General features: G+C 67.4%; 16 protein-coding genes. 3 read left to right on the top strand and 13 right to left on the bottom strand.

What is annotated here, in order from left to right:
- Positions 1–50: 50 nt before the first annotated feature.
- Positions 51–1,217 carry a lipase family protein gene (locus tag IU452_RS19370; RefSeq protein ID WP_195110498.1) on the bottom strand — a complete coding sequence of 389 codons (1,167 nt, stop codon included), beginning with the start codon at positions 1,215–1,217 and terminating at the stop codon, positions 51–53.
- Between the two features lie 188 nt (positions 1,218–1,405).
- Here IU452_RS19370 and IU452_RS19365 point away from each other — a divergent pair, with 188 nt between their 5' ends.
- Positions 1,406–2,173, top strand: a complete 768-nt coding sequence (locus IU452_RS19365) for an SDR family NAD(P)-dependent oxidoreductase (protein WP_195110497.1) — start codon at positions 1,406–1,408, stop codon at positions 2,171–2,173.
- A gap of 1 nt (position 2,174) precedes the next feature.
- Here the strand turns inward: IU452_RS19365 and IU452_RS19360 are convergent, their stop codons facing one another.
- Positions 2,175–3,302, bottom strand: coding sequence for a resuscitation-promoting factor (locus IU452_RS19360; RefSeq protein ID WP_195110496.1), 1,128 nt, complete (start codon positions 3,300–3,302; stop codon positions 2,175–2,177).
- A 307-nt stretch (positions 3,303–3,609) separates the two neighbouring features.
- Positions 3,610–4,437, bottom strand: coding sequence for a TatD family hydrolase (locus IU452_RS19355; RefSeq protein ID WP_195110495.1), 828 nt, complete (start codon positions 4,435–4,437; stop codon positions 3,610–3,612).
- A gap of 58 nt (positions 4,438–4,495) precedes the next feature.
- Between IU452_RS19355 and metG the strand changes: the two genes are divergently transcribed.
- The gene (gene metG / locus IU452_RS19350) at positions 4,496–6,055 is read left to right on the top strand and encodes a methionine--tRNA ligase (protein WP_195110494.1); all 1,560 of its coding nucleotides are present in this window, start codon (positions 4,496–4,498) and stop codon (positions 6,053–6,055) included.
- Position 6,056: 1 nt separating this feature from the next.
- Here metG and IU452_RS19345 read toward each other — a convergent pair whose 3' ends face one another.
- From IU452_RS19345 to arcA, 4 genes are all read right to left on the bottom strand, one after another.
- Positions 6,057–6,872 (bottom strand): CPBP family intramembrane glutamic endopeptidase, encoded by an 816-nt coding sequence (locus IU452_RS19345; protein ID WP_195110493.1) that lies wholly within the window; start codon positions 6,870–6,872, stop codon positions 6,057–6,059.
- A 192-nt stretch (positions 6,873–7,064) separates the two neighbouring features.
- Positions 7,065–7,904: a 16S rRNA (cytidine(1402)-2'-O)-methyltransferase gene (rsmI, locus tag IU452_RS19340; RefSeq protein WP_195110492.1), complete on the bottom strand. Its 840-nt coding sequence runs from the start codon at positions 7,902–7,904 to the stop codon at positions 7,065–7,067.
- Between the two features lie 306 nt (positions 7,905–8,210).
- Positions 8,211–8,570 carry a GntR family transcriptional regulator gene (locus IU452_RS19335; protein ID WP_195110491.1) on the bottom strand — a complete coding sequence of 120 codons (360 nt, stop codon included), beginning with the start codon at positions 8,568–8,570 and terminating at the stop codon, positions 8,211–8,213.
- A gap of 7 nt (positions 8,571–8,577) precedes the next feature.
- Positions 8,578–9,807 carry an arginine deiminase gene (gene arcA, locus IU452_RS19330; protein WP_195110490.1) on the bottom strand — a complete coding sequence of 410 codons (1,230 nt, stop codon included), beginning with the start codon at positions 9,805–9,807 and terminating at the stop codon, positions 8,578–8,580.
- Positions 9,808–9,947: 140 nt separating this feature from the next.
- Between arcA and soxR the strand changes: the two genes are divergently transcribed.
- A complete protein-coding gene (soxR, locus tag IU452_RS19325; RefSeq protein ID WP_195110489.1) occupies positions 9,948–10,475 on the top strand; it encodes a redox-sensitive transcriptional activator SoxR in 528 nt (175 codons plus the stop codon).
- 3 nt (positions 10,476–10,478) lie between these two features.
- Here soxR and IU452_RS19320 read toward each other — a convergent pair whose 3' ends face one another.
- The 6 genes from IU452_RS19320 to IU452_RS19295 form a co-directional block, all read right to left on the bottom strand.
- Positions 10,479–11,327 carry an SDR family oxidoreductase gene (locus IU452_RS19320; protein ID WP_195110488.1) on the bottom strand — a complete coding sequence of 283 codons (849 nt, stop codon included), beginning with the start codon at positions 11,325–11,327 and terminating at the stop codon, positions 10,479–10,481.
- A 120-nt stretch (positions 11,328–11,447) separates the two neighbouring features.
- Positions 11,448–12,578 carry a glycosyltransferase gene (locus IU452_RS19315; RefSeq protein ID WP_195110487.1) on the bottom strand — a complete coding sequence of 377 codons (1,131 nt, stop codon included), beginning with the start codon at positions 12,576–12,578 and terminating at the stop codon, positions 11,448–11,450.
- A gap of 66 nt (positions 12,579–12,644) precedes the next feature.
- The gene (locus tag IU452_RS19310) at positions 12,645–13,631 is read right to left on the bottom strand and encodes a GAF domain-containing protein (protein ID WP_195110486.1); all 987 of its coding nucleotides are present in this window, start codon (positions 13,629–13,631) and stop codon (positions 12,645–12,647) included.
- 9 nt (positions 13,632–13,640) lie between these two features.
- Positions 13,641–15,458 (bottom strand): putative bifunctional diguanylate cyclase/phosphodiesterase, encoded by a 1,818-nt coding sequence (locus IU452_RS19305; protein WP_228818248.1) that lies wholly within the window; start codon positions 15,456–15,458, stop codon positions 13,641–13,643.
- 67 nt (positions 15,459–15,525) lie between these two features.
- Positions 15,526–17,670, bottom strand: a complete 2,145-nt coding sequence (locus IU452_RS19300) for an Rv1355c family protein (protein WP_195110484.1) — start codon at positions 17,668–17,670, stop codon at positions 15,526–15,528.
- Positions 17,660–18,316 carry a hypothetical protein gene (locus tag IU452_RS19295; protein ID WP_195110483.1) on the bottom strand — a complete coding sequence of 219 codons (657 nt, stop codon included), beginning with the start codon at positions 18,314–18,316 and terminating at the stop codon, positions 17,660–17,662. The genes IU452_RS19300 and IU452_RS19295 overlap by 11 nt, the downstream gene beginning before the upstream one ends.
- Between the last annotated feature and the right edge of the window lie 113 nt (positions 18,317–18,429).

The following is an 18,429-nucleotide window of genomic DNA, read 5'->3' as shown; positions in this document are numbered from 1 at the left end:
CCACAAACGCGAGCGAGCGTAGCGGCCGTTCTCGAGAGCAGATTAAGGATCTACGACGCGGACCTCGCGCGATCGAGGAAGGCATCGATCGCCTTGCGCATCTCCGGATTCATCTGCATATGCCGCCCCAGCCCGGTCACCACCTTGTGATCGACCCGATTGGCCGCGAACCGAGCGACCAGCGCGGCGTGCAGCGGCGAGGGCACCGACAGGTCCAAGGCGTTGAGCAGCAACAGGATCGGCGCGTCGTACCCACTGACCGGGACACCCAGATAATCGGCGAGCACGCCGTGAAACTGCGCATTCGTCAACGGTTTCGCGAGCAGATCACTGATCCCCACCCCCGTCACCCGCTCCGCGATCTTGTCCAGGCACAACCGCCCGACGCTGTCGAGGACCTGCTTCCCGCGCGGCGTCAGATAGCTGTCGACCTTCGCATCCGGTCGCGCCGCACGCAGCCCGGCCAGCGCGCTCACCACGAACGCACTGAGCGCATCGCCGACCACGCTGGGCAGATCCGGCCCCCACGGCCCCGCCATCGGCAGCAGATTCTCCACCTCGGATTCGGGGTCGAGGGCGATCGCGCCCCGGAAGTCGAGCTCGGGCGCGAGTTTCTGCTGCAGATATGCCGTCCCCAGCGCGGCCTGCCCTCCCTGCGAGCCGCCGAACACGATCCACCGGCGCCCCAACTCGGTGCGCGCGGCCCGCGCCGCCTTGACCAGATCGACGGTCGCGGCGGCCTCGGTCTTCAACTCCAGATAGGGATGAACCCCGGTGTCGAACCGGCCCAGCCCCAGATAATCCGGGGCCACCAGCGCGAAACCTTTGGACAGGAAGGTCCGCAGGAACGCGTCCTCCTTCACCCGCCGGTCCGCCCACGGCCCACTCGCGGGATCGGACTGACCCCCGCAGCCCGGACCCAGGCCCATGGAACCGTGATCGAAGGCCAGGATCGGCCAGCCGCCTTTGGGAGCGGGCCCGGGCGGAATGAAGATCGCACCGCTGGCAGGTTTGGGCGAACCATCCGACCCCGTCGTCCAGTAGTCGACGACGGCCCCGCCCGGCGTGCCGCGCCACCCGTCCGGTTGCGGGATCACCGCGATCGGGGTTCCGGGCACCGCCGGTGCCGTCGCCTGCACGGTGGTGGCGCACAGCGCGACTCCCACCGACATCGCGACCACGACACCCATCCGCCCCCGAAAACCGAACGACCGCATCGAGCACCACTTTCCGTTTCGACAGGCAGAACCGGGACGAGCGTGCAGATTGCGCGTGAGGAAATCGGTCGAACGGGACGATCGTACACATTGACGCGAACTGATACCCGTTCTAGTTTCGGTGTGTCGTGGAAAAGGTCGCGAACCGGCCGATTTCGTCGGGCAGCGGAGAGTAAGGACGGAACGCAATGCAGCGTAGGTACGACGGACGGCGGGTGCTCGTCACCGGCGCGGGCTCCGGAATCGGCCGGGGCGTCGCCCGGCGGCTGCTGACCGAGGGTGCGACCCTGGTGGCCGCCGACATCTCCGAGGAGGGCCTGAAGGAGACCGCCGAGGCGGTCGGCGCCGACGAACGCGCGCGGCTGCAGACCGTCCGCATCGATATCGGCGATCCGGACGCGGTCCGCGAGGGCAGTGCGGCCGCCGTCGCTTTTCTCGGCGGACTCGATGTGCTGGTGAATGCGGCGGGCATCATGCGCACCGCACATACCCATGAAATGCCGCTCGAGGCATGGAATCAGGTGATCGCGGTGAATCTCACCGGCACGTTCCTGATGATCCAGTCCGCGCTCCCCCACCTGCTGCAGTCCACGCATCCGGTGATCGTGAACTTCTCCTCCACCTCCGCCTTCGGCGCGCATCCGTATATGGCGGCGTATTCGGCCTCCAAGGGCGGCATCAACGCGATGACCCACGCGATCGCCCTGGAGTACGCGAAACAGGGCCTGCGCGCGGTGAATATCGTCCCCGGCGGCATCACCACCGGCATCACCTCGAACCTGGCCGTCCCCGACGACACCGACTGGAGCCTGCTCTCCCGCCTGACCGGCTGGCTGAACGGCGGAGCACTGGGCCACCCCGACGACGTCGCGGGCGTGGTGGCCATGGTCGCCTCCGACGACGGCCGCTACATCACCGGCTCGGAGATCCGAGTCGACGGCGGCGCGCTCATGTAATTCAACTGATCCCCAGGCGACTCGTGCACGCGGGCCACGCACCCCAGCCCTGGCGCGCACGGGTCACCTCGGCGATGGCGATCTGTTCCTCACGGGTGGCGAGGTCGGCGCGCGGGGCGTAGCGCAACCCGCCCTGCCGCACCCAGGTGCTCTGGTCGAATTGGATGCCGCCGTAATAGCCGTTGCCGGTGTTGATCGCCCAGTTGCCGCCGGATTCGCATTTGGCCAGCGCATCCCAGATGGCGCCGTCGCGCACCGGCGGCACCTCGGTGCCCGGCTTGGCGCCCTTGCGCACGGTCTTCGGCTCGGCCGGCACGATGACCTTGTTGGCGATCGGACTCTTGTCGGCCTCGTGTCCGTTGACGATGGACACCGCGAACGTCACGTCCTGCAGCCCGGGCTTGCCCGGTTTCTCGACGACCGTGCGGCTCATATTGAGCGTCGGATCCTCGATGACGTTCTCCGGCGGATCCAGCGGCACCCGTTCCACCCGGTTCTCGACCCGCTTGCGGGTGACGGTGATCTTCATGCCCTCGGTGAGCGAGGTGCCCGCGGGCGGCACGACGGAGTCCTGATCGGCCAGCGGCACGCCCTGGACCTTCAACAACTCACCCACCGTCGGCGCGGCCAGCCGCACATAGCCCGGCGGGCCGCCGTTGTCGGCCAGCAGCACGGTACGCGGACTGGTCACCGCCAGCGCGGCGCCTTCCAACGGAAGCGGCGTCGGCCGCGACGGCGAGACGAAAACATCGGAGGGGATCTGCAATTGGCTCAGCGCGTCGGCGACGGTGTAGCCGGTGGTCCACACCTTCTCCGCTTTGCCGTCGAAGGTCAGCGCCACCTGCCGGGCCCGATTCAAGGTGATGGTCGCTCCGTCGACGATCGCGGCATCGGCCGAGGGCGACACCGCATCCTTGGACCGCAGTTTGATTCCGGCGGCCTTCACGACGCCGCGCACATTCAGCGCCATGGTGGTGAGCGTCGACTTCTGACCGTCGACCACAAGCGTCACCGTCTTGTGGTGCACGATCGCCAGCCCCGCACCCACGATCAGCGTGACCAGCATCGCCGCAATGGCCGCATACAGCAGCGGCGATCGCGACGAGTTGATCCGCTGCAGAGCGGACATACGAAGCTCCGGCATGGTCACAATACGATAACGACGGGGTCAGGGCCTGACAACCACATGCCGCGGATTCCAATCAACAGCACGTCGAAAGGCCGTTTTCGGGATAACGGTCCAATAACGCAAACTGCAGCTAGATTACGACTCGGCCATCGTAGTGAACCGAACCACACTCGACATACCGAGCCCTCCGTTTGTGACCTAGCCCACCCCCAGCGCAACCGAACCCAGCCGCACCCCTTGTCGGGATCCGCACCCCGTCCAGGGCCCCACAGCGGGTGCGTTTATGAACAAGGGGTGCGGCTCGGGTTCAGATGCCGTAGATGCGCGCGGCGTTCGCGGTCGTGATGTCGGCCAGCTCGCGGGGGTCCTGGCCGCGGAGCTCCGCCAGCGCGCGGACCGTGTACGGCAGGCAGTAGGGCTCGTTGGGGGCGCCGCGGAACGGGTGCGGCGTGAGGAACGGCGCGTCGGTCTCGACCAGGATCCGGTCCTCGGGAACGAGAGTGGCCGCCTCGCGCAATTCGCGGGCGTTCTTGAAACTCACCGTGCCCGAGAAGCTGAGCACATAACCGCGATCCACGCACGCCATCGCCATCTGCGGCCCGGAGGAGAAGCAGTGGAAGATCACCGTCTCCGGCGCGCCCTCGTCCCGCAGCACCGCGAGCAGATCGTGATCGGCCTCACGATTGTGGATCATCAGCGGTTTGCCGAGCCGCTTCGCGAGATCGATGTGCCAGCGGAATCCCTCGACCTGATCCTCGATCTCGGCGCAGCCGTCGAGCTTGCCGGGCCAGTAGTAGTCCAGGCCGGTCTCGCCGACGGCCACCACCCGCTCGTCGGCGGCCAGCTTCTCCAATTCGGTCTTCGCCGCGTCGTCCAGGGCGTTCGCGCGGGTCGGATGCAGCGCGACCGCGGCGTATACCCGCTGGTCCCAGTGGGCGGCCTGGACCGCGAACCGGGCCGCGGCCAGATCGTCGGCGACGGTCACCACCCGGCCCACGCCGACCGCGGCGGCCCGATCCACCATGGCGGCAACCGATTCGGCGTCGGCCGCACCGCAGGCGTCCAGGTGGGTGTGCGCGTCCACCAGCGGGGACAGCGGTTCGGGTGCTTCGGGTGCGGGTCGTTTGCTAGGCATGGTCACCGGGGATATTCACGCGAGCGGTCACGGGCACGCGGATTAGAGTAGTGACACCATGACCGCAGCCGAACGCCCCGCCTTCTATATCACCACGGCCATCGCCTACCCGAACGGTGCGCCGCATATCGGGCATGCCTACGAGTACATCTCCTCCGACGCCCTCGCGCGGTTCAAGCGCCTGGACGGCTACGAGGTGTTCTTCATGACCGGAACCGACGAACACGGCCAGAAGGTGCAGCAGGCCGCGCGGGCCGAGGGCATCCCGGTCGAGGAGTACGCCGCCCGCAACTCCGACGTGTTCGAGGCCATGGACAAGAGCCTCGACGTCTCCTACGACCGGTTCATCCGCACCACCGACGAGGACCACATCGCGTCGTCGATCGCCATCTGGGAGCGGATGCAGGCCAGCGGCGACATCTACCTCGACACCTACTCCGGCTGGTATTCGGTGCGCGACGAGGCGTTCTACACCGAGGAGGAGACCACCGTCCTCGACGACGGCACCCGGGTCGCCACCGAAACGCGCACCCCGGTGGAGTGGACCGAGGAGTCGAACTACTTCTTCCGGCTGTCGAAGTATCAGGACAAGCTGCTCGAACTGTACGAGCAGCGGCCCGATTTCATCCTGCCCGCGACGCGACGCAACGAGATCGTCAGCTATGTGAAGGCCGGCCTGAAGGATCTGTCCATCTCCCGCACCACCTTCGACTGGGGTGTACCGGTGCCGGGCGATCCGGCGCACGTGATGTACGTGTGGGTGGACGCGCTGACCAACTACCTCACCGGGGTGGGTTTCCCGAATACCGACTCCGCGTCGTTCCGCAGGTTCTGGCCCGCCGATCTGCACATCATCGGTAAGGACATCACCCGCTTCCACACCGTGTACTGGCCCGCGTTCCTGCTGTCGGCCGGGGTGGAGCTGCCGAAACGCGTCTTCGTGCACGGCTTCCTGTACAACAAGGGCGAGAAGATGTCGAAGTCGGTCGGCAATGTGGTCGACCCGCTCGCCCTCGTCGATCAGTACGGGCTCGATGCCGTGCGGTTCTTCCTGCTGCGTGAGATCTCCTACGGTCAGGACGGCTCCTACAGCCACGAGGCGATCGTCGGCCGCATCAACACCGACCTGGCCAACGAGTACGGCAACCTGGTGCAGCGCAGCCTGAAGATGGTGGCGCGCGATTTCGGTTCGGCCGTGCCGACTCCGGGCGAATTCACCGCCGAGGACCGGGAGCTGCTCGATCGCGCGAACGGTCTGCTGGAACGCTGCCGCGCCGAATTCGACCAGCAGCAGCTGCATCTGGCGTTGGAGGCGGTCTGGCTGACGCTGGGCGAGACGAACCGGTACTTCTCCGCGCAGCAGCCGTGGGCGCTGGCCAAATCGGGCACGCCGGAGGATGTGGCCCGCGAGGCGACGGTGCTCTACGTGACCCTCGAGGTGCTGCGCATCGTCTCGATCCTGGTGCAGCCGGTGATTCCGGGTTCGGCCGGGCGCATTCTGGACCAGCTCGGCCAGACCGGCCGCGCCTTCGCCGATCTGGCCACGCCCATCGAGCCGGGACTTTCACTGCCCGCGCCCGAGCCGGTGTTCCCGAAGTACGTGGAGCCCAAGAGCTGACCTAGCGCGCGGCCCGAGGCGCTGGAACGGGCCGGCCCTTGCGCGCGAGGGTCTGCAGCGTGAGAACGACGGCCGCGGCGACGACAGCGCCGACCGCCGTGTAGATGATCTGCGGGCTGCTGTGGGTGTCGTCGCCGACGGCCACGTACAGGCCGACGTTGATAATCCAGTGGCCGATCGTCGCGACGAGAATCCGTTGGGGCACACTGCCGTTGGTGGAATAGCCGAGCACGACGGCGAAGCCGAGGACGGAGACGAGGAACGACACCGCCACCACCGCTCCCTGCGCGAAGGCCTGCACATGCCACAACGCCCAGACGAAGCCGGTCATCAACACCGCGGCCAACCGGCCGAAACGGGTCTCCAGCACCGGCTGCATGAAACCGCGCCAGCCGATCTCCTCCCCCGCGGCACCCACCAGCTGCAACACCAGGAACACCACGAACGGCACGCTGCCCACCGCCTGGGGGCCGAGCAGACGTGTCCCGTCCCACCACAGACCGGCCAGCACGACCGCACCCATCAGCGTGCATCCGACGAGCATCATGATCAGATCCGCGCCGACCCGCCGCGGGGCCACCGCGGTCGCGTGATTGGAAAGCCGGGCTCGCAAGGCCCCGAACATCAGGAGCGTGCACGCCGCCGCCACCGCGGGGCCGAACTGCGGCAGCGTCAGCGCCGCCGGATCCAGCCCCGACACCGATTGCACCCCGAGTAACAGAGCCGAGATGAGGAACGCCGACACCACGTAGATCGCGACCGGCAACATGCTTTTCTGCACCCGGGCCGCGGAACCCTCGACAACACTCGAATCCATGGCCCTCAAGCTATGGGATTCCGATCGCCAACCGCCTCACTCCCGAGTATCCAAGCGAGTCGCACCGGAGTATCAGGGCGTCGGCCCCTCGCTCGGCCGTACTCCGATCGTCGAAAACGTGTCCGTAACCCTGGACGAAGAATCGTCGTGCGCGGGGAAAGCCCTTGTGCCACAAGATTGTCGGCCCGGATATCAGTCGCGGGCCGCTAGGACTGCGTCGTAGAGTTCGCGGCGGGACGCTCCGGTGGTGGCGGCGACCTGAGCGCAGGCGTCCTTCAGGCGGATGCCTTCGGCGACCAGCGCTTCCACCTCATCGACCAGGTCGGCGGGGTCGGCCGAAATCGGTTGGGCCCCTTCAAGAACCACCGTGATCTCACCGCGGGCGCCGTCGGCGGCCCAAGCGGCCAGTTCGGCCAGGGTGCCGCGCACGACCTCCTCGTAGGTCTTGGTCAGTTCCCGGCAGACCGCCCCGCGCCGGTCCGGACCCAGCACCTGCACCGCATCGGCGAGGCAGTCGGCCAGCCGGTGCGGCGCCTCGAAGAAGACCACGGCCCGCGGTTCGGCAACGAGGGTGCGCAGCCATTCCTTGCGCTGTCCGGACTTGCGCGGCGCGAAGCCGTCGAAGCAGAACCGTTCCATCGGCAGGCCGGACAGGGCGAGCGCGGTGGTCACCGCCGACGGCCCGGGCAGACACGTCACCGCCAGCCCGCGGTCCACACAGGCGGCCACCAAGCGGTAACCCGGATCGCTGACCGACGGCATGCCCGCATCGGTCACCAGCAGCACGGTCTGCCCGGCCTCGATCTCGTCCAGCAGTGCGGGTATCCGGGCCGTCTCGACGTGATCGTAGAAACTCACCACACGCCCGGTGATCTCCACCCCCAGCGCCTTCGCCAACGCCCGCGTACGCCGCGTGTCCTCGGCCGCCACCACCTGCGCCGCCCCCAGCGCCTCCCGCAACCGCTGCGACGCATCCCCCACATCCCCCATCGGCGTCGCCGCCAGCACCAGCCGCCCCGACTGCTCGCTCATCCCGCTCCTGTCCACCAACCTCCGCCACTACCCCTCCATCACACCCCACGCCCACCCTCCCCCACCCCCGACCCCCGCCTTCGCCGGGCAATGACGAGATGCCCGCGGGGCCCGGCTTCGCCGGGAATCGCACGGAGGACTATCCCTCAGGCGCGCGACCTCCTTTGTTCCTGTACCCCTGTGCCCCAGCGCCGGGGCACAGGGCATCGCGCCTTCCTCTGGCAGCTATCTACTGCGAGCTCGGAGGCAGATCGCCTGCGAGGTCGCGGAGGACTATCCCCCAAGGCGCGCGGCCTTCTTTATTCCCTACTCGCTGAGGGCCGCGCGGACGTACTGCACGGCCGCCTCGTCGTCCAGGCCGAGGCGGCGGATGACCGCGACGTATTCGGTGGCCGCGCGACCGGCGGCGTCGCGGGTCGGGTCGCCGGAGGAGGCGATGAACGAACCCAGGCGGCCGCGGGTCTCGAGCACCCCGTCTTGTTCCAGTTCGCGATAGGCGCGGGCGACGGTGTTGGGAGCCAGCCCGAGTTGGGCCGCCAGCGCCCGGACCGTGGGTATCTTGGTCCCGGCCGTCAGGTCGCCGGACCGCACCCGGGCGATGATGCCCTGCCGCAACTGCTCGTACGGCGGAACCGTCGAATGGTGGTCGACCGGAATGTCCAGCATCGGCGTCTCACATCTCGTCCCGCGACAGCGGGCAGGACAGGCAGCGGGGACCACCCCGGCCGGAGCCCAGTTCGGAGCCCGGAATGGTGAGCACCTCGATGCCCGCATCCGCCAACCGTGCGTTCGTGTTCTCGTTGCGTTCGTAGGCGACCACAACCCCCGGCGCCAGTGCCAGGGTGTTGTTTCCGTCGTCCCACTGTTCCCGTTCGGCAGTGACCCCGTCCAGCCCGGTGTCGATGATCCGCAGCTTGTCGATGCCCATCGCGTCGGCCGCGGCCGGCAGGAACGGATCCGGACCGCGCATACTCACCGCGCCCTCGCCCTCCTTGCGGATGGTGAAGGCGCACAGGGAATCCTGCACCGCCGGGTACATCACGACGGCATCGGTGTCGACCATGGTGCAGACGGTGTCCAGATGCATGGTGGCGCGGTTCTGCGCGATCGGCACCACCAGGACGGCATGCGCCAGATTGTCCTCGAACAGGCTGCGCGCCAACGCTTCCGCACCGGCCGGGGAGGTCCGCTCGCCGACCCCGATCGCCACCACACCGGGCGCCAGCAGCAGCACGTCACCGCCCTCCATCGGTGCGGTATGCGATTCGTAGGCCCGCCGCACGCCGAGGAAGCGCGGGTGGAAGGCGTAGACGAGATCGGTGAGCGAGGTCTCGCGCGCCCGCGCCGGCAGCGCCAGCGACGTGATCGCCACCTTCGGGCCGACCCAGAACGACGAGTCGCGGGTGAACAGCAGATTGGGCAGCGGATCGATGACGAAGTCCGTGCCGTGATGCATGCGCCGCACCAGGGAGGTGGCGTCGGGGCCGAACGGCAGCTCGTCGAAGGTCATCCCGGCCATGAGGATCTGCGCCAGGTCCTCCGGCGGCACCCCGCGCAGATAGGCCTTGAGGTCCTCGGCCAGCCCGTGTCCGATGCGGCGCGCGTCGACCGCCGCGGTGATTCCCATGCTGCGGCCGGGCCGGCTCACGGCCAGCGTCTGCACCAGCAGATCCCGCAGCAGCAGCACCTCCACGCCGCGCCCGCGCAGGACATCGGCGAATACATCGTGTTCCTGCTGTGCGCGCTCGACCCACGGGATACCGTCGAAGAGCAGCTGGTCGTTGTTTCTCGGGGTGAGCCGGCGCAACTCGTCGCCGGGGCGGTGCAACAGCACCGTCCGGAGCGTGCCGACCTCGCTTGTCACGGAAAACGGTCGCGCCGGCGGCACAGCCTCTGTTTCCATGAGTTCGACCGTAACGGTCGGCAGCCGCATTGGCACGGAATTCGCTGGGCGTCCGCGACCCGGCCGGGAATGGCACCGCCGCATCCCGAGTTCTTCCGAATGGGCGAAACGACGGTAAAACCTGAAGTATTGTTTAGATTATGCAGCACAGGACGTGGCAGGCCAAGGAGCTCACCCCAGGGCAATTGTCCGAACGCAGCGGAGTCGCGGTGTCGGCGCTGCACTTCTACGAGCGCGAGGGTCTCATCTCCAGCCGCCGCACCAGCGGCAACCAGCGCCGCTACTCGCGTGAGACGCTGCGCCGGGTCGCGTTCATCCGCATCTCCCAGCGCGTCGGCATCCCCCTCAGCGAGATCCGCAAGGCCCTCGACACCCTGCCCGAGGGCCGCACCCCCAATCGCAAGGATTGGGAACGGCTGTCCACGGTCTGGCGCGCCGATCTCGATCAGCGTATCGAGCAGCTGACCCGCCTGCGCGACAGCCTCACCGGCTGCATCGGCTGCGGCTGCCTGTCCCTGGCCAGCTGCCGCATCGCCAACTGGCACGACAAACTCGGCGAGGAGGGCCCGGGCGCCCGCGTCCTGGACGTGAACATCAACTGCGGAACAGACTCCGACGGCCAGTCGTGCGCCGAGCCCGCCACCGAGCAACTCGCCGAAAGCTGCTGATCCTCAGCGCAGGAACGTGTCGAACAGGTCGTTGGCCCTGCGCATGACGAATTCGTAGGGCCAGGCGAACTTTCGGGCCCACCAGTACCCGAAGCGGACCTCGAAGGAGGTGTGGACGAGGAAGCGGTTCTTCTCGATACCGCGCAGAATCTGCTGGGCCACCTTCTCCGGCGGCGCGGCGTGGGTTTGAAAACGCTTGACGTAGCGCTGAATCCGCGGATCCTCGCGGTCGACACCGGCGATCTCCACGGTCTGGACCAGGTGGGTGTTCACCGCGCCCGGCACCACCAGATGCACGGTGATGCCGTGGCGCTCCAGATCGAACCGCAGCACCTCCGACAGCCCGCGCAGCCCGAACTTGCTCGCGCTGTAGGCGCCGTGCCACGGGAACGCGAGCAGCGCGGCCGCCGACGACACGTTCACCAGTGCCCCGCCGCGCCCGGCCTTGATCATGGGCGGCACGAAGTTCTCGATGACGTGGATCGGGCCCATCAGGTTGACGTCGACCATCCGCCGCCAGTGCCGGTGTTCCAGGTTCTCCACCGTGCCCCACGCCGACACACCGGCGACGTTCATCACGACGTCGAGGCTGCCGTGCCGGTCGTGCACCTCGCGGGCGAACGCCGTCACGGCCTCGTAGTCGCTGATATCGAGCGCCTGCGACAGCAGCACCTTGCCGCCGTCGCGGCCGATGGTCTCGACCGTCTCGGCCAGGCCGTCGGCATCGATATCGGTCAGCACCAGTTCGGCACCGGCGCGCGCCGCCGCGATCGCGGTCGCGCGCCCGATCCCACTGGCCGCGCCCGTGACCAGGGTCTTCTTGCCACTGACGGATTTCAAGCGATCGCGCACGCCGTTCCTCGAATGCTGTCCGGCGGCACCGAGCTCGGGTGGCTCCGGCGCCCTGATGTATTCCTGTGCTGCCGAGGAGCATACGGGTTGCGGCCCATTCGGGTTCGGAACCGGGGGCACTCAGCGTCCGCTCAGGACCGCCAGCATGCGGGAAACGGCGGTGGGCCAGGTGAACTGTTCGGCCCGGTGACGTGCGGCGCGCCGACGCTGCGCGGTGGGCAGCGCGAGCACATCGGTGACGGCCTGAGCGAAGGCCGTCGGATGATTGGCCGCGACCGCCCCGCACTCCGCGGTCACGATATCGGCCAGCGCCGAAGAGCAGCTGGCGACCACCGGGGTGCCCGCCGCCAGCGCCTCCAGCGCTGCCAGCCCGAAGGTCTCGTGCGGTCCGGGTGCCAGCGACACATCCGCGCTCGCCAACAGCGTCGCCAACCGCGTGCGGTCGTCGACGAATCCGGTGAAGTGCACCGCGGGCCGCCCGTCGCGCAGCGGCGCGAGCGCGCGGGCACGCCGCTGCAGGGCGTCGCGGCGCGGCCCGTCACCGACCACGATCAGCCGCGCATCCACACCGTCGCGGCGCAGCGCGTCGACGGCCTCGATGCTGCGGTCCACGCGCTTCTCCACCGACAGCCGCCCGCAGTGCACCAGCAGCGGGTACCGGGTGCCGCCGAGTTCGGCGCGCAGCCGTCCGTCGCGGCGGCGCGGGGTGAACATGTCCAAATCCACCCCCAACGGCACCAGCGCCACATTGGACACATCGATGCGCTGGAATTCGGCGCGCGCGAATTCGGTTGTGCACACGACGATGTCGTAATCCGCAGCGGTCCGCCGATTCGCCGCATCGGCCGCGCGGCGCGCCATCGGCCCGGGCAGCACCTGCCCGAGCAGTCGATCCAGCCGCTCGTGCGAGATCATCACCCCCGCCACGTCGCGCCGCCGCGCCCACCGCCCGAAACCCCGCAACGTCAGCCGATCCGACACCTCGAGCGCATCCGGCCGCAACCCCACCAGCACATCGGCCACCCGCCGCGGATCCGCCGCCCGATACCCCCCGGTCCACGGAATCGCCAACGCCGGCACGGTAACCCGCACCACCCCGGTAGCCAACACCTCCTCCGACCGCCGCGCCCCGGGCACAATCAACACCACCTCATGCCCCGCCGACACATACCCCGCCCCCAAATGATGCAACGCGGTGCGAAGTCCCCCAGACCGCGGACCGTAGAAGTTCGCCAGCTGAACGATGCGCACGCGCCGATCGTCCCGGTGCGCGCAGCCACACAGGTCAACGGGGCATGAACAGACGTGGAAGTTCGGCTAACCGGCCGGGTCGTGGCGGACGCAGATGAGTCCGTGGGGGTGCTGGCCGGGGATGAGGGAGATCTCGGCGCGCACGGGTATCCAGTCGGTCCCGCGGAAACGCACCCGCATGGCGATCTCCTGCCGCAGATCGCCGGGAGAGCCGCGGTACACCTTCGAACACGCGGTACGGAATTCGGCGTGATCGTCGGGGTGCACTTCCGGCCGTTCGGTGGCCCAACGGTGCAAGGGCGGGGGCGGTTCGCGCGTCCATTCGTAGATCAGGGAGAGAAGCAATTCGACGAAGCCGAGGCCATAGCCCATCGGCCGTGACACCGCACGCACCAGTGCGATGTCCAGCGCCGGTTCCGGCGTCCTGTCGTCACTGAGCTCATGCATGATCGCGCGAACCATCCGCTGTTCACCGTGATTCACGCGAGTGATCATCTGGAAGGTGCGCACGCGATTGTCGTCGCCGATCATGTCGACCACGCCCTGCCAGCAGCTTCCGGGTACGGCTCGCGCCGCCATTTCGAGGTAGTCCAGGCGGCCGTCGAATCGAACCATCCGCCCGAACGCCTCCGGCGGCGTGCGGACCACCCCCACCTCGTCCGGCGCCCTCGCGAATACCAGCTCCTCCAGTCCGGGCCCGTGGAAGGCCAGTTCCGTGCCGGTATCCCAATCCCAGCAAGCCACCCGACGCTGCGGTGGTTGTGGTCGACCCGCCGGCCCCACCCATACCTGCACCCCGTGTACGGAACCGAAAGCACAGATGATCGGCACACCGACCACCCGCATGCCTTCCGGCGCGGTCTCGATTTCGACGACCGCCGAATCCACACAACGCCGAACCACCTGGACGATGCATCCCGGGATCGACGCCCCGGCCTGTCTGCGCGCCCGCACGAGGCTGCTCCACTGCCGAAGGTGGGCCCCGTCGGCGACCAGGGTCGGTTGATCCGGCAGGCCGAGTGTTTCGACGACCATCCAATCGGATTCGGACATAGCGTCCGATCAACCCCTGAACGTGCCCCGGGACACCTTCGGTAACTCCAGGTCCAAGGGGATCCGCCCGGCCGTGAGATGCTGCTCGACCTCCTCGGCCGGTAGCGGGCGGGAAATCAGAAATCCTTGTGCGCGATAGCAACCCAGTCCGACCAAGGTGCGGGCCGCGACCGCTGTCTCGACGCCTTCGCCGACCACCCCCAGCCCGAACGAACCGGCCAAGCCGACTATCGACTTCACGATCGCCAGATCGTCGGTGCTCACCCCGAGCCGCTGAACGAAACCGCGATCGATCTTTACGGCATCGACAGGCAGCGCCTTCAGATGCGACAGCGAACTGTAGCCGGTGCCGAAGTCGTCGATGGCGATCTGCACACCCATCCGCTTGAGGCCCCTCAGCGTCACCTGGGTCCGCGCGAGGTCTTGGACGACAACGTGTTCGGTGATCTCCAGACACACCGAACTGCCGTCGATCTCGTACTGGCGCAGGATCTCCTCGATCGACTCGACGAAGTCGAGACTCACCAGCTGTACCGGAGAAACATTGATCCGGATGACAACATTGGTAGCCAGTCCTCGCCGACGCCAGTCGGCGAATTGCGCGCAGGCGGTGCGTATGACCCAGCGGCCCAGTTCGCCTGCCAGGTTGGTGGCCTCCGCGACGCCCACGAACGCACCGGGCGGTAACAGCCCACGCGTCGGATGCTGCCACCGCACCAAAGCCTCCAGGGCCACCACACGCCCGGTCCGCAGGTCCACTTCGGGCTGATAATGCAGCAGGAGCGAACCGTCGTGCACCGCTCCGCGCAGATTGAGTTCGACATCGTCCTGCAACTCGAACTGAGCGCGCATGGCATCAGTGAACACGGCCACGCCGTTTCCCCCACCGGACTTCGCCGACAGCAGCGCATGGTCGGCTCGGCGCAGGACGTCAGCGACCGTGGTCTCACCGGGAACACCCAGCGCGACACCGATACTCACTCCGCGGCTGACCGATTCGCCGCCGACCATGACGCGCTGCCCGATGAGCTGCTGCAGGCGTGTGGCCTCGAATTCCGCGGCCACCGCGTCCATCGGCTTCGCGGGCACGATGACGAATTCGTCGCCGCCGAGGCGGGCGATCATGTCGGTCGGATCGAGGTTCTCACGCAGCCGTTCGGACAGTGTCCGGATGAAGTTGTCCCCCGCGGTGTGCCCGAGAAAGTCGTTGAGCGCCTTCAGCCGATCCAGATCCAGGAAGAACGTCGCCACCGGGCCGGAGCTGCCGGGCGCCAACCTGTCCTCCATATGCTCGAGCAGCGCCCGCCGGTTCGCCAACCCGGTCAAATCGTCGTGCATGGCGATATACCGCAGCCGTTCCTCCGCCTCGACGCGCGCTTGGAGCTGGGCGAAGAGGGTGGCAATTGCCTTGAGCACGTTGAGTTCTCGAGTGCTCCACTCACGGTCGCCGTGTTTGATGAAGCCGAGCAGGCCGATCGGCTCGCCACGTGACAGCAGGGGTACCGCGGCCGAGGTCACTTCCCCGAAACCTGACGCCCGCCGAACGGTGTCCTGATAGTCGGCGTATTTCGGGCCCGGCCGAATGATCGTCGGTTCAGTGGCGTATTCGGCCGTTCGAAACGCCGAGTCCGCTTGATCGAAGTACACGACTCGAAGCGGGTCGGGATCGGGAACGAACGGACGATGCGGCCATTCGGCGATGAGGATGGTCGCACGGCGCTCGCGGTCGGTATGGCGCAGATAGCAGAAGTCGACATCGAAGTGCTCGACAAGACTCGCCAGCACGCGTTCCGTCGCCGCCACCATCGTGGTGGCGTCGACGCCCATCAACTCCGAGGCAACCTGCGTTACCAGTGAGTCAAGTGTCCGCCGAGGCACTTTGTCTCCGATCGCGTCAGCTGCGGGGCCTCGTGCCCGGCACCGGAATTCGCCTGCTGCGGACCGACGCACCGGTGGCATAGCTCAGGCGGAGCACCAACGCCATGGTCTCTTCCACAGGCACTTCCAGTAGGTCCAGGAACCTGCCCCGAAGTGACGCTAGTGTATCGGCGAACTCCGGGGAAATCTCGTTCAGCTCCTCCGGACACAGCGTGTACAGAAACACCGGAGATACCGGTTGCACAGCCAGTCCGAACCGCTGAGCCGCGGCCCACACGCGCTCGACCGCAGCACCTGACCGAGCATAAGCCGACAAACTGGCACTTCGCGAGACCGAGGGGTCGACGAATGTCACGACGGCCACAGCAGAGCTGGACCGGACCCGATCACGGAGGTAACGGCCCAGCGCTGCGCCCCCCGACCACGATCGAAGCTGGGCCATCACATCAGCCCGGCTCCCCAGTTCGAATGCGGTGAGTTCGCTCGGGGACAGCTCCAGGCTGCGAACATCGATACCGACGTGCGGGTCGTCCTCGGGCCACCGTAGTTCTGCCAGCATCTGCTCATGCAGTTGCGGGGTCAGAAATCGGATGCGCTCCGACTCGCCGAGGAGGTCGGCTGCCGTTTCGATATCGGAGCGACGCGTTACCAGCCGCAATCGGGCCCCTTCCGCCTCGGCCGCCGCCGTGAGCGCCGCCACGACGGTCTTCGGTATGGTCGCGCCGTTGCCGTGGTTGCGATTGGTCTCCCGGGCGAGGACGGCCGGGTACTCCGCGGCCAGGGCCGGATCGGCGCCGTTACCGAGCCGTAGTTCGGCACAGAGCGGTACCGTGTCGTCCTCGATGAACCGGTACTCACCGAGAAGGCCGTGGGAGGCGGCGGCCACCCGCGCGTTGTAGAGAGCGGCCCCGACCGACACGGCGCTGGCCCGGTAGCAGAAGTCCATCGCGGACGAACGTTCCGGCACTAGCTCGATACAGATCGTGTCACCCCTCTTGACCAGAGACCACGGCTGCGAGTTGCCCCCCGACGGAGCCCGCTGAGCACAGTCGAGAACGGCGCCGAGCGGATCGCCGCCGCTGCTGTCGTCATCGTCATCGTCCCAGATCAGCTCGCGCGGTGGCGCCGGTTCGGCCAGGGCGTCGAGATGAGCTTCCACATCCACCCGAGTGCGCCCGGACGGCACTTTCACCCCCAAACCGATCCTGCGCACTGTGGCCGCAACCGTCGCACCACCGAGCATGACCTCCCCACCCAGCTGCGGCCAGCTCGACAGCTTCTCTCCGACCTCGACGATGCTGGCCGCGCCACGGGCCGACAGCTGATCGCCCTGCAGGATCTCGAGGACATACGGAGCCTGCTCGCCGGTCGACAATCCACGCAATTTCGCGGCATCGACGGCACCGAGCAGGCCATGAAAGGGCTGCCGACCGCAATCGAGGTCGTAGCGTTCGACGTCCAGCAATCCGCGGTCGCTCGTTTCCATGATGAGCGGGAGTCGTCGGCGGCGGGCCCCTTCACGAATCGCGAGCTTGATATCGAACGAATCACACTCCTCGATCACGATCGACAGACCATCGAGGAAGGCGTCCAGCGATTGTGAATCCACGCCCGTTTGCAGCACTTCCACGGGCAGGTACGGGTCGAGTTCGGCAATTCGACGAGCAGCCACCACCGCCTTGTTCACGGCAAGGTCGAACACCGTAGCGGGAACCCTGTTCAGATTGGACAATTCGATATCGTCCGGATCCGCCAATCGTATCCGCCCGCAAACCCCCTCCAAGGCGAGCGTGTACGCGATTGCGTGCCCCACACTCAGCCCGACGACCCCGACCACCACATTGCGCAGTTGATCCTGCTCGGCGCGGGTGAGCTTGTTTCGGTTCCGGTCCAACCGGACGGCACGATAGGTCCGTTCTCCCGGAAGGCCGACTATGGTGCGGCGCCACGGGTAGTAGACCCATCGCTGCGACTCCGGGCCCTCCGGGGCGAAGGGCGGATCCACCAACCGGTCGAATTCGGCCCGTATCGCCGCACGCATGTCGACGACCTCGATTTGTGTATCCTCCCGCAACCTCGCGAGAGCTGCCGAGTCCGCGGGGGCGGCCGCATCGAGAATTATCGGGCGGTATGCGAGCCTCGAGTCGACCTCATCGTCCATTCCGACGCCGAGCCTCCGCCGTCCGTACGTCCATGAGCCCAGGAAGTCGGAAACATCCGGCCGTTGCGCGTAGCGCACGCTGCTCGGTTTCCACAAGAGATACCTGCCCCGCAGCCATCTGCGTGCGGTAGGTCCAGGCATCCCACCAGATCGGAACGGTTCGGTAGCGATCGTCCGGGTACGGCGCGGCAGGGATGTGCTCCGCTACCCGGGCGCCGCTCGACCGGTGCCGATCCACAGCGAAGGATGCCACCGTGGCGAAAGAATAGCGGGCCCCCAGCAGCAGCGGAATATGCAGGGCACACCGTGCGGCGGCGTCGGCCACCTGCGAACGAAGCGGCGTATTGCGCTCTACCCACCAGCCCTTGAGTTCGACCACGCCCATGGTTATCCGATCGGCGATCATTTGCCGCAAAGCCAGTCGGCCGACACATCCACGCCATTCCGCAAGGGCATGCGCCTGTTCGGCATCGGTGTACGGTCCCTGCGCGCGAACACCGGCCACGACCTCGCCCGAGCAATCCGTCACGACGAAAAACAACGAGGTCGAGGCGCCGTCGGCGATCGTGTCGTACTCCAGGACATGCTCGATCCCATAACGCCGGTATGCGGCGACGGCACCGTCGAGATACTTCTGCCACAGCACCGGCGACGCCGCTGGGGTGGCGGCGTGGAAAACACATTCTGTCAGTGCATCCCGAAACCACGGGAGACACGCATCCGCGCCCTCCGTTGGGACGACTGCGACGGCTTCGACAG

This window comes from Nocardia transvalensis, assembly GCF_015477765.1.
Taxonomy (GTDB): domain Bacteria; phylum Actinomycetota; class Actinomycetes; order Mycobacteriales; family Mycobacteriaceae; genus Nocardia; species Nocardia transvalensis_A.
This window is presented reverse-complemented; position numbering and strand designations above follow the sequence as displayed.